Genomic DNA, 10764 nt, shown 5'->3' with positions numbered 1-10764 from the left:
TTTTAAGAAATATGTACTTTATGTTAAGAAAAATGTGGGTAATGGATAGCCGCGCTTCGGGGAGGGGGTAGGGGGGTGGGGTTTCTTCTTACCCCTCACCTAATTGAACCGAGCGCCGCGAGATGTTAAATCCCAGCGCAGCTCCTCCGCTATGCCAATCCCTGTGCCAAACCGGCACCCCTCAACGAGCGCACCTGACCATATCGTTTCATTGAGAGTTGCGCCGGTTAAATCCGCATCTCTCAAGTCAGCTGCAGTAAAATTGGCAAACAGGAGGTCGGCATTGACTAACCGGCTCCCTCTCAGGTTCGCCCCGGATAAATCCCCCCGGATGAAGTTCACCCCATCTAAAACCAACCCCGATAAATCCGCTCCTCGGAGGTTAGGGAATTTCACCCGGTGCCGGTTGCCGAGAAACCGCATCACACAGGCTACATTTGCCTCAGTCAAAGGCATTACAGTTAAAAAATCGTAACGCGCTAACCCCAGGTTCTCAAGCACCCGCAGGCGTTCTGTAGGGGTTTTTCCGAGAAACTGGATACAGCTGCTGCGCAAGTCTTGAGTGGGGGAGTTAAGCATTATAGCACTAGAAATTGGTTAGCACGTTAGATCCTATAGCGGTTTTCAGTTGGATGAAGTACGGCCCAGAAACCCGGTTTCTTTAAGAAACCGGGTTTCTCAGGATCTCACTAATATGGGCAGACACCTACCCCTCAATCTTGACAGAAAGAATCTTGTCACCCTTGCGGATAGCATTGACTACATCCATGTCCTCCGTTTTGCCAAAGGTGGTGTGCACTCCATCCAAGTGCGGTTGGGGAGAGTGGCAAATAAAAAATTGACTCCCCCCCGTATCGCGACCGGCATGCGCCATCGATAGCGTGCCGGCCTGGTGTGTGTTGGAGTTAATTTCACACTTAATTTTGTAGCCCGGACCGCCCGTTCCATTTCCCTTCGGACAGCCACCTTGTATCATAAAATCCGGGATGACTCGGTGAAAGGTCAGACCGTCGTAAAAACCCTTTTCCGACAGCTCAACAAAATTTTTCACCGTGTTAGGGGCATCCTTGTCGAACAGCTCCAAGTGGATTGTCCCCTTTTGCGTTTCCATTATAGCGCGGGTCATAGCTTTTCCTTTCCAAAGGATGATTGACAATTTTTCGGTTGGGCGATATAATATGCAGCCCGTGGCTGTAGCGCTCGCCCACAGCCCTAATATCTTAGATCGAAAGCACTCCGGAGAGACTGGCTCCAATCAAATTTCACAATTTCTTAAGGGCAGTGTCTGGCGTCCGGAGCCGGTGAAGCGGGAAAAATTTGTCTCCGCAGCTCCAGACGCGATAAATCGCGTCTCTACAAGAGCTTGTACGCGATAAATCGCGTCTCTACAAGAGGCTATTACCCATTCTAGTAAAACTTCCCAAGTTTACAGGAGAGGGCGTCACACCAGCGCCCTCTTGATACCAATTTGATTGTTGGATGAAACACCAAATATCTTGGCTCTCACCCGCCCCTACAAGGGGAGCTATACAAAACCGATGTAACCGGACATTATATGATGGGTATATCCGGTCAATTTAAGCCCCCAGTTCAGCAAGCTCTAACCAGCGCTCAGTCGCCGCATCGATCGCCAGCTTCAGCTGCTCCACCCGCTCGTACAATTCTCGCACCTTGGTGACTTCCCCAGGCGGTGCACTGTAAAGCGCCTTCTCAACCTCCGCTTTCTCCGCTTCCAGACCGGCAATCTTACCTTCCAGCATCTCAAACTCGCGCTTCTCTTTCGATGACAGCTTGCGCGGCTTGCTGCTATCCTGCTGTGACTTCCACGATTTCGGCTGAGCTTCTTTCGTCTTCTCCTTGACACCGGCACTCTCCCGCGCAGCAGCTTCTTCCTCCTCCCGCTTGAAATCCAAATAAACCGTGTAATTTCCCGGATACTGCCGCAACTTGCCCCCCTCCTCAAAGGCAAAAATCGTATCCACCGTGCGGTCGAGGAAATAGCGATCGTGCGAAACAGCAATCACGCAGCCATTGAAATCCTCCAGATAATCTTCCAGCACCGCCAGCGTTTGCACGTCCAAGTCATTCGTCGGCTCATCCAGAATCAGCACATTCGGCGCACTCATCAGCACCCGCAACAAAAACAGCCGGCGTTTCTCACCCCCAGAAAGCTTGTAGATAGGCGCATATTGCTGGTTCCCCGGAAACAAGAAACGCTCCAGCATCTGAGAGGCGCTGATCTGAGTCCCGTCCGCCGTCTTGACAAATTCCCCCTCTTCCTTTATATACTCAATCACCCGCTGATTTTCATTCATCGCCGCCAGCAACTCCTCAGAATGCTGGTCGAAATAGCCGATGTGAACAGTAGAGCCAATCTCCACCGCACCGGCATCCGGCTGCACCCGCCCCGTAATAATATCCATCAGCGTCGATTTTCCGGCACCATTGCCCCCAATAATGCCGATGCGTTCTTCCGGAGTTAACTCATAAGTAAAATCCTTAATTAACACCCGATCGCCATAACTTTTCCCCACATTCACCAGATCGATCACTTTTTTCCCAATCCGCCGGCTGGGAGTAGAAATATCCACCTTACCTTCAGCCTGCTTAAACTCCCTAACCCGCATTTCCGCAATGCGCTGAATCCGAGCTTTCTGTTTCGTACTCCGAGCTTTTGGCCCCCGACTCAGCCATTCCAGCTCGCGGCGCAGCACCCCCTGATGTTTCCGCTGACTGCTCGCCGCCGCCTCTTCCGCGAGAGCTTTTTTCTCCAGATAGTAAGAATAGTTCCCATCGTAAGTATAGAGATCGCCCCGGTCAATTTCTATAATCCGATTGGTTACCCGATCCAGAAAATAGCGGTCGTGAGTGATCAGCAAAAGCGCCCCCCGAAACCGGTTCAAATAACTTTGCAACCACTCAACCGACAGAGCGTCCAGATGGTTTGTCGGCTCATCCATCAGCAGCACATCTGGCTCAGATAGCAAAGCAGCTGCAAGGGCAATACGCTTGCGATAGCCACCAGAAAGACTTTCAATGCGGACGCTGACATCTTCAATGCCTAACTTAGTGAGAATAATTTTAGCATTCGTTTCCAATTCCCAAGCGCCGGCAGCATCCATCCGCTGCATGACGCCAGACAGACGAGACATCAGCTGGCTGTCTCCCGGCGAGTGAGCCAGCTTGTCTGACAGTTCCTCATACTCGCGCACCAGAGCCATTTGCTCCCCACTGTCAGCAAACACCTGTTCGATAACCGTGCGGCTCTCATCCAGCTCGGGCTGCTGCGGCAAATAGACAATCCTGGCTCCAGAATTGACCAAAATTTGACCGCTGTCAACCGGTTCTAAACCGGCAATCATCTTCAACAGCGTCGATTTGCCAGAACCGTTAGTGCCGATCAAACCAACCTTATCCGTGGCCCCCAGGCTAAAACTGGCATCTTTGAGGATTTCCTTGATGCCAAAGTCCTTTTTGACCGATTGCAGTGTGAAGATACTCATCTAGTTCCTATGCGCCACAGACTCCTACTAGAGTACCTTAGCACGGGTTAAGAAACGGGTTAAGAAACCCGGTTTCTTTAATAAACCGGGTTTCTGGGACGGTTTCTGGGACGGTTTCTGGGACGGTTTCTGGGACTGCCACACCGGCTGTCAGTCCGCATCTGAGCGCACGACGCCCTCAATTTCCAAGATAAAATCTGGCCCGTAGGCGTTTGATGGCGTCTGGAAACCGGCACTCACCTCTCCCGCCAGCACCTTTCCCACAGCCGTCAGCGCCGTCAGCGCCGTCAGCGTATAGCCTTCAGGGCATTGCAACCGGCTCGCAGCCCTTTTGCCAGCACTGTCTTGCGCCTCTCCCCAAAACAAACTCATCCCCTGTGCGCGTTCAGCGTCAGTTGGCCCGGGGGGCTGAGCCTGAATCAGGCGCTTCTGGAAATTCTGCACCACCGGCAAACCAAGCAGCTAGCCGAGATATCGGCTGGCCACCATCGCCCGCAGGGTGGATTCCGGGAATGCGGCGTAGTTTCAATCCCGGCAACGGGATTGAAACCTCCAAGCCCAGTTCTGCCGCTTGCGCCGCCAGTTTGTTTTTGTCCCGCCCGGCGAGTGTCGGGCGAAGTCCTCGCCCGGCGGCCAAGCGGGCAATCAGACTGCCGGTGTAGCCGTAAGAACCGTAGAGCAAAAAATTTGATGCCATTTGTACAAATTGCTCGTTCTAAGTAGGTCTGATAAATAAACTGAAAATAAAGCCGTTTCCCCCTGTCCCCCCTATCCGGGGTTGCAGTTCCCTCAGAAAGGGAACGCACCGTACTTCAAATAGATATCATTGGGAAGAGTAGGGCAAATTCAAAAAATCAGGCAGAATTGCCCCTGATAAGGAGCGGGTTGATTGATGGTTAGCATTGTCATCGTAGCTCACAGCGCTAAGCTGGCAGCCGCAGTGCGGGAGCTAGCTGAGCAGATGGTTCAGGGCGGGGTCAAAATTGCCCTCGCTGCAGGGATTGACGACCCAGAGAATCCGTTTGGCACCGATGCTGTGCGGGTGTGCGAGGCGATTGAGTCGGTTTACAGTGACAGGGGCGTAGTGGTGCTGATGGATTTGGGCAGCGCCCTGATGAGTGCTGAGATGGCTCTGGAGTTTCTGCCCTCGGAAAAACGGGACAGGGTGAGACTGTGCGAGGCACCGCTGGTGGAGGGGGCGCTGGCGGCGGCGGTTGTTGCCGGTGCCGGCGCTTCTCTGGAACAGGTGATGGCAGAAGCGCGGAACTCGCTGGCTGCAAAAGCCGCTCAGCTGTCCAACCCCCGCGCAGAGGAAGGGGAAAGCTCTGGCGTGCCGCAGCCCGGACAGCATATAAAGGAAATACGCCTGAGTGTGGGAAATCTGCTGGGCATTCACGCTCGACCGGCAGCCAAATTCGCCGCCACAGCCAGCCGGTTTGAGTGCGAGATCGCGGTGCGCAACCTGACCTGTGCCAGCCCGCCGGTGAATGCCAAGAGCATCAATCAGGTCGCCACCCTGGGAGTGCGCCGGGGGCACGAGATTTCCATCGCAGCGGAGGGAGCGGAAGCGGATGAGGCTTTGGCCGCACTGCAGCAACTGGTAGAAGCCAATTTCGGCGAAGCGCCGGCATCCCACCACCAAAGCGAACCCCCCCTTTTCAAGGGGGGGCAGGGGGGGATCGAAGAAACAGGGGGTGGGGGTGAGGGTTTTCAGCTCACCGGCATCGGGGCATCCCCTGGCGTCGCCATCGGGCGAGCGGTTTGGTATCGCCCAGCGGTTCTGGAGGTGGCAGCCGGGCCAGCAGACAGTCCTGAGGGGGAGTGGCAGCAGCTCGTGCAGGCCATCCAAACCGCGCAAATGGAAATTCAGGCGCTGCGCCGGCAAACCGCCAGCCAGATGGGGGAAGAAGAAGCGAGCATTTTCGACGCCCACTTGCTGTGCCTGTCAGATCCCGCCGTGCTGAAAGTCGCTCGCCAGCAGATTTTCCAGCAGCGCCTCAGTGCCGCTGTGGCGTGGCAGACGGTGGTGTCCGAGATGGTTGCGGTTTACCGAGCGCTGGACGACCCGTACCTTCAGGAGCGCTCAGCTGACGTGCTGGACGTGGGCCAGCGAGTGCTGCGGCTGCTGATCGGTGGGGAAGTGCCGGCAGCACCCCCTGCGATCGCCGGCAGCTCCGCAGGAGCCGGTGCGCTAACGACGCCTGTCCTGCGGCTGTCCCACAAAGGGGAAGCCGGGGCGATTCTGGTGGCTGTCGAACTCACCCCCTCGGAGGTGGCTCAGCTAGACCCGATCAGCGTCTCGGGCCTCTGCACCGGCAAGGGCAGCGCCACTTCCCACAGCGCGATTCTGGCCAAATCCCTCGGCATCCCCGCTGTGTTTGGGGTTGGGACGGAACTGTCCCGCATCGAGGATGGCACGCCGCTGGCCCTGGATGGCGGCACCGGCTCCCTGTGGGCCAGCCCGGATGAGGCCCGGGTGAGGGAGCTGCAGGCAAAGCAAGGCAGGGGCGCAACCGCACAGCACGCCGTCAGGACTGCAGCGAAGCAACCGGCATTAACACGCGACGGGCGAAAAGTCAAGGTGATGGCAAATATTTTCGGGGTGGCAGATGCCAAAATTGCTGCCGGTGCCGGTGCTGAGGGCGTGGGATTGCTGCGCAGTGAGTTTCTCTATTTGGAGCGAGCGCAGGCTCCAGGGGAAGAGGAGCAGCTGCAAGTGTATCAAGCGATCGCAGAGATTTTAGGCACTCGCCCCCTGACGGTGCGCACTCTGGATGCCGGTGGCGACAAGCCCCTCCCCTATTTGAATTTGGAACAAGAAGCCAATCCGTTCTTGGGGTGGCGGGGGATTCGCCTTCTGCTGGATTGCCCGGATTTGCTGAAAACCCAGCTGAGGGCGATTTTGCGGGCTTCTGCCGGTCACGAGATTAAGGTGATGTTTCCCACGATCGCCTCGGTGAGGGAGATCCGCGCCGCCAAAGAGATTTTGGCCGCAGTGCGGGTGGAACTGGGCTCTGCCGGCATCCCTTTCGATGAAAAGATGGAAGTCGGCATGATGGTAGAAGTGCCGGCAGCTGTGGCGGTGGCTGACCGGCTGGCTGCAGAAGTGGACTTTTTCAGCATCGGCACCAACGACCTCAGCCAGTATGTGATGGCAGCTGACCGCACCAATCCCAAAGTGGCCACTCTTGCTGATGCCTTCGAGCCGGCAGTGCTGCGGATGATTCAGCAGACTGTTCGAGCGGCGCACAGTGCCGGCATCTGGGTGGGAGTCTGCGGCGAGCTGGCGTCGCACCCAGAGGCGACACCGATTTTGGTGGGGCTGGGCGTGGATGAGTTGAGCGTCAGCGCGCCGGCAATTCCTGAGGTGAAAGCGGCGATTTCCCGACTGGCGGTGGCTGAGGCGGAGGCGATTGCCGGTGCCGTTTTGCAGCTGGATTCAGCTGAGGCAGTTAGGCAGTATGTCGCTGCGCAGTTGGGGGGTGAGTGATAGTTAGGTGCAACCGCCCCTAAAAACTGTTTTCCCTAATTACAGGTATTTAACTGACTTGATATTAGAGCGGTCCGCTATGGTTAGCTGGGGGTTAAAGTAAGCTGATAGAATACAGCAAATAGGTTGACAGCGAGTTTTTCGATGAAAACAGAGGCCAAGACTGAAGAGACAGCGAAACAGACCGAATCTGCGCCGGTGCCTGAGAGGGAGCGAGGATTCAACTGGAGGCTGTGCTGGTATCCGGTCGCATTTGTTCAAGACCTGCCCAAAGACCGGGCTTATCGCTTTTCCTTGTACGACGAGCCCTTCGTCTTGTTCAGAAACCGGGATGGGAAACTGGGATGTTTGACAGATCGCTGTTCCCACCGCGCCGCCAGACTCTCCGACGGACAGATAACCGACGGCAAAATCGAGTGTTTGTACCACGGCTGGCAGTTCGGCACCGGTGGTGAGTGCGAGCACATTCCGCAATTGCCGGTTGATGCTAAAATTCCGGCTAATGCCTGCGTGCGATCCTTTACCGTTGTGGAGCGCCAAGGCATGGTCTGGGTGTGGCCCGGGGAACCGGAAGCAGCTGACGAAGCTCGCATACCAATCATACCGGAGCTGGACAAGCCGGAATTCCACAGCGCCGACTACATGCGTGACCTGCCTTACGACCAAACGTATTTCATAGAAAACGTCATCGATCCGGCTCACGTCTTCATCAGCCACCACGGCACCGAAGGCAATCGAGAACAGGCCCAACCGCTGGAAATGGAAGTGCTGGAAAGTTCGGTTGAGGGGATCAAGGGCAGGTGGCGGGGAATGCGGAACCCCAATGGCCGCTGGAACAACCTTGATTTCACCGCTCCAAATTTAGTTATGTATAGCTTTGGTGTGGCGGGCAGGTATGGTGGAATAGCTCTGTATTCAATCCCTCTCGGTCAGGGTAAATGCCGGATGTTATTAAGAAGATATGCCAACTTTTTGAGTTGGAAAATACAGCTGAAGCCTCTGTGGTTGGAGCATCTCCGCCAGAACAAAATATTAGAGCAGGATTTGCAAGTTGTTGTCGGGCAAAAAGCTGAATTAGAGCGATTGAGGCAACCTCTAAAAGAGCTTTATTGGCCGCTCAAGACATCCGACACCTTGGTGATTGAGTACCGCAAGTGGCTGGATAAATTTGGGCAGGGTTTGCCGTATTATCAGGGATATGCCACCTCGAAGCTGGGGAGCGACAGTGGGGAGTGCGGCGGAGAGCCGGTGCTGCTAGACCGGCTCTCGCAACACACGCAGCTGTGCGGAACCTGCAGTCGAGCCTATCGGGTCACGAGCCGGTTGCAACAAATCTCGGTGGGTGCGGCGGTCGCAATCGCAGCTTTGGCGATAGTTGCAGACGGGTTTGGGAGTAAAATCGTGGCAGTGTCGGCTTTTGTCTCGGCAGCAGCTTTGGCGGCTGTGGCGGAGAAAGTCAAAACCCACTTTGAGCGTTCCTACACTCGCCACTAATAAGTCAGGCGAAAAGTTACGCTCAGGAGCGAGAAACCGGGTTTCTTTGGTTGACAAAACTCAGTTTTCATGTTTTAATTATAAAAAACCCGGTTTCTTGGTACTGCCTCACCCATGTCTGAAAACAACCCAGTGGAATTTCCCAGTGCCGTTGAGAAAGTGGCCATCATCGGTGCTGGACTTGGCGGTCTGGCAGCGGCGATGGCGCTGCGAAAACAAGGCATCGACGCCCAAGTTCCAGGGCTCTCGCGCCTATGACGCCGACAGCGATACATTTCAGCGCACAGCGATGGAGCGGGCGCAGGCGAGTCAGCCCGACTTTGAGGATTGGCTTTATAACTACAACCGATCTGTGATAAGTTAAGAGTTGCGCCGATAGTGAAGGAGATTGCCGCGATGTCAGCAGAAGCCATTGAAAAACTTGTAGATGCTTACTTTGTCAATATGGCAGCGATGAATCCACAGGGGTGGCTGGAGAACTTTGCTGAAGATGGGGTGATCTGTGACCCCGTTGGCAAGCCGCCCAGCAAAGTCCACGAGGATTCTCAGAAATTTTTCGGGATGCTGTCTGCGATCTTTGATAAACTAGAACTGTCAAAAGACCATATCTTTGTGGTCGCCGGCAGTGGGGCAGCAGTCAAGTGGACAATGCGGGCGGTTGGGAAAAATGGACGGACTGCCACCGGCGAGGGGATCAGTGTTTTTGAAATTAACGGTGCCGGCAAGATTCAAAAAGTGTCGTCTTACTGGGACGATCCTGCGTTCATGGCTCAACTGAAGGGTTAGTCATGCCGGCAACCTATATGCCGGTGTATTTTTGTTGCGTTACTTAAATGTTGCCAATAACTTCCTCTACCGCCCTGAACATCTTTTTGGAAAACCTCCTCTTCCTGGCGGTTTCCACTGCTTTTTTCGTATATATGGGCAGGGTGTGGCAGAACTCCAAGCCCTTCACCCTCCCTTTACCACTGCCAGCTTGGCTTTCTGCCTGGGTTATAATTGTGCAGGTAGTGGGGATAGCCCTTCCTCTAGTGGCAATGATTCTCTGGGGCGTCTGGTGGAGTCATCCCACTGTCCTGCAAGTCTTCCTGTCCTACTTTCTGATGCTGGGGTTGCAAATTGCCTTCGAGATTGTCACTTTGAGACGATTTCAATCGTGCGTGTGGGTGATGGTGCCCTATTTGTACCTGCCCTATCGCTTCTGGCAGCTCTATACTGGACTGACACTCCTGAGTGCTGAGAGCGATATCGTCTGGGTGCAAAGGTTGTTGATTGCCGAGATAGTCCTCTGGACTGTCAACTATGCCATCGATGTTTCCCAGATTCCAGTGCTGCTGCGCTGGGAAGTCCAGTCTGAGAGGGAGTAAGTCTGCAATTGCGCCCAGAAAGACGCTCTGCAATGAAAACATCTCACTTTAAGTTAATGAGAGGAATTATGAATCTCCAAGAACAGCACTGGACAAAATTATTCGAGCGCGTGACAGCTGAAGTCAGTTCCTGGTATGGCATCTGGACTGTGCGCTCTCCCGAAAAAGAGGTCATCAAGGAATTTAAAGGCATCAGGCATTTGCAGGCTAATGAAGATAAGACCGTTATCACTCACACCAATCAATTTCCATCGCCTGACGGAACTGTGCGGGAAAACCAATGGCAAATCGAGAAGGAAGCTTGCAACCGGCCTGATGGACTGGCGCACACAGCCGCTCTTTCTAAAAGAGCGCTTTCCTTGTTGGATTGGGGTGTCAGCGCTTGGGTGACTAAAACATTTGAACCGGGACGCGATTTCGGAATTGAGTTTTTCTTGAAGAATGGAGATTGGAATAATAGCTTAGGGATTGTCTATGGGGAGAGTGGCAGCTTAGACAGGATTTTGCACATTCGCGAACACCTGGGCAGTTTCCCCGAACCGGCAGCCGAAACGGCCATCGAAAACTTGTCCGGGAAGTGGGTTGGGAAAAAAGAGACGATGACCCCGGATTTGCAAGTGTCGCCGGGAGAAGACACTCAAGAACTTGTCGTAGACAGAACCGGCGGCAAAAACGAAACTTTCTTCCTGGCGGAAGGCATCGTCCTGAATTATCCTGCCAAACTGCCGGTGGGAGAAGAATTTGAGCTATCAGCCGGCAAGCTGGTGTCGGAAAGCGAGTTCAAGCGGCTGACTGCCAAGTATGACAGTTCCGGCGCTTTTGCGCTGCTGATTTCCGAAGTGTTCCACCGGCAAGAGTAGCAAGAGTAGGGTGCGTTCCTGCGGAACGCACCTACTGGCTAGATGCTAAT

Annotated in this window: 11 protein-coding genes; 6 read left to right on the top strand and 5 right to left on the bottom strand. The window is 54.5% G+C overall.

Features of this window, described 5'->3' with window-relative positions; translation table 11 throughout:
- Positions 1 to 99: 99 nt before the first annotated feature.
- From OSC10802_RS0129735 to OSC10802_RS0129715, 5 genes are all read right to left on the bottom strand, one after another.
- Entirely contained in the window at positions 100 to 579 is a 480-nt protein-coding gene (locus OSC10802_RS0129735; protein WP_017720427.1) for a pentapeptide repeat-containing protein, read from the bottom strand.
- A 127-nt stretch (positions 580 to 706) separates the two neighbouring features.
- Positions 707 to 1126, bottom strand: a complete 420-nt coding sequence (locus tag OSC10802_RS0129730; RefSeq protein ID WP_017720426.1) for a peptidylprolyl isomerase — start codon at positions 1124 to 1126, stop codon at positions 707 to 709.
- Positions 1127 to 1577: 451 nt separating this feature from the next.
- The gene (locus OSC10802_RS0129725) at positions 1578 to 3503 is read right to left on the bottom strand and encodes an ABC-F family ATP-binding cassette domain-containing protein (RefSeq protein WP_017720425.1); all 1926 of its coding nucleotides are present in this window, start codon (positions 3501 to 3503) and stop codon (positions 1578 to 1580) included.
- Positions 3504 to 3653: 150 nt separating this feature from the next.
- On the bottom strand, positions 3654 to 3875 hold the full coding sequence (locus OSC10802_RS0129720; RefSeq protein WP_017720424.1) for a hypothetical protein: 222 nt from the start codon (positions 3873 to 3875) through the stop codon (positions 3654 to 3656).
- Positions 3876 to 3894: 19 nt separating this feature from the next.
- Entirely contained in the window at positions 3895 to 4200 is a 306-nt protein-coding gene (locus OSC10802_RS0129715; protein WP_017720423.1) for a hypothetical protein, read from the bottom strand.
- A 195-nt stretch (positions 4201 to 4395) separates the two neighbouring features.
- Here OSC10802_RS0129715 and ptsP point away from each other — a divergent pair, with 195 nt between their 5' ends.
- From ptsP to OSC10802_RS0129685, 6 genes are all read left to right on the top strand, one after another.
- Positions 4396 to 6993, top strand: coding sequence for a phosphoenolpyruvate--protein phosphotransferase (gene ptsP, locus OSC10802_RS0129710; protein ID WP_017720422.1), 2598 nt, complete (start codon positions 4396 to 4398; stop codon positions 6991 to 6993).
- A 144-nt stretch (positions 6994 to 7137) separates the two neighbouring features.
- The gene (locus OSC10802_RS0129705) at positions 7138 to 8487 is read left to right on the top strand and encodes an aromatic ring-hydroxylating dioxygenase subunit alpha (protein ID WP_017720421.1); all 1350 of its coding nucleotides are present in this window, start codon (positions 7138 to 7140) and stop codon (positions 8485 to 8487) included.
- Between the two features lie 114 nt (positions 8488 to 8601).
- On the top strand, positions 8602 to 8745 hold the full coding sequence (locus tag OSC10802_RS56810; protein ID WP_017720420.1) for an NAD(P)-binding protein: 144 nt from the start codon (positions 8602 to 8604) through the stop codon (positions 8743 to 8745).
- Positions 8746 to 8883: 138 nt separating this feature from the next.
- Positions 8884 to 9273 carry a nuclear transport factor 2 family protein gene (locus OSC10802_RS0129695; RefSeq protein WP_017720419.1) on the top strand — a complete coding sequence of 130 codons (390 nt, stop codon included), beginning with the start codon at positions 8884 to 8886 and terminating at the stop codon, positions 9271 to 9273.
- Between the two features lie 47 nt (positions 9274 to 9320).
- A complete protein-coding gene (locus OSC10802_RS0129690) occupies positions 9321 to 9854 on the top strand; it encodes a hypothetical protein (protein WP_017720418.1) in 534 nt (177 codons plus the stop codon).
- A gap of 68 nt (positions 9855 to 9922) precedes the next feature.
- On the top strand, positions 9923 to 10714 hold the full coding sequence (locus OSC10802_RS0129685) for a DUF3598 family protein (protein ID WP_017720417.1): 792 nt from the start codon (positions 9923 to 9925) through the stop codon (positions 10712 to 10714).
- Positions 10715 to 10764 lie beyond the last annotated feature (50 nt).

This window comes from Kamptonema formosum PCC 10802 (assembly GCF_000332335.1).
GTDB lineage: Bacteria > Cyanobacteriota > Cyanobacteriia > Cyanobacteriales > Oscillatoriaceae > Oscillatoria.
Note: the sequence above shows the minus strand (reverse complement) of the source record. Positions and strands in the feature narration are given on the sequence as shown.

Bases quoted from the DNA above. Each gene is read 5' to 3' on its own strand.
- OSC10802_RS0129695 (WP_017720419.1), top strand. From the start codon at position 8,884: ATGTCAGCAGAAGCCATTGAAAAACTTGTAGATGCTTACTTTGTCAAT.
- OSC10802_RS0129705 (WP_017720421.1), top strand. From the start codon at position 7,138: ATGAAAACAGAGGCCAAGACTGAAGAGACAGCGAAACAGACCGAATCT.
- OSC10802_RS56810 (WP_017720420.1), top strand. From the start codon at position 8,602: ATGTCTGAAAACAACCCAGTGGAATTTCCCAGTGCCGTTGAGAAAGTG.
- OSC10802_RS0129685 (WP_017720417.1), top strand. From the start codon at position 9,923: ATGAATCTCCAAGAACAGCACTGGACAAAATTATTCGAGCGCGTGACA.
- OSC10802_RS0129715 (WP_017720423.1), bottom strand. From the start codon at position 4,200: ATGGCATCAAATTTTTTGCTCTACGGTTCTTACGGCTACACCGGCAGT.
- OSC10802_RS0129730 (WP_017720426.1), bottom strand. From the start codon at position 1,126: ATGACCCGCGCTATAATGGAAACGCAAAAGGGGACAATCCACTTGGAG.
- ptsP (WP_017720422.1), top strand. From the start codon at position 4,396: ATGGTTAGCATTGTCATCGTAGCTCACAGCGCTAAGCTGGCAGCCGCA.
- OSC10802_RS0129725 (WP_017720425.1), bottom strand. From the start codon at position 3,503: ATGAGTATCTTCACACTGCAATCGGTCAAAAAGGACTTTGGCATCAAG.
- OSC10802_RS0129735 (WP_017720427.1), bottom strand. From the start codon at position 579: ATGCTTAACTCCCCCACTCAAGACTTGCGCAGCAGCTGTATCCAGTTT.
- OSC10802_RS0129690 (WP_017720418.1), top strand. From the start codon at position 9,321: ATGTTGCCAATAACTTCCTCTACCGCCCTGAACATCTTTTTGGAAAAC.
- OSC10802_RS0129720 (WP_017720424.1), bottom strand. From the start codon at position 3,875: ATGAGTTTGTTTTGGGGAGAGGCGCAAGACAGTGCTGGCAAAAGGGCT.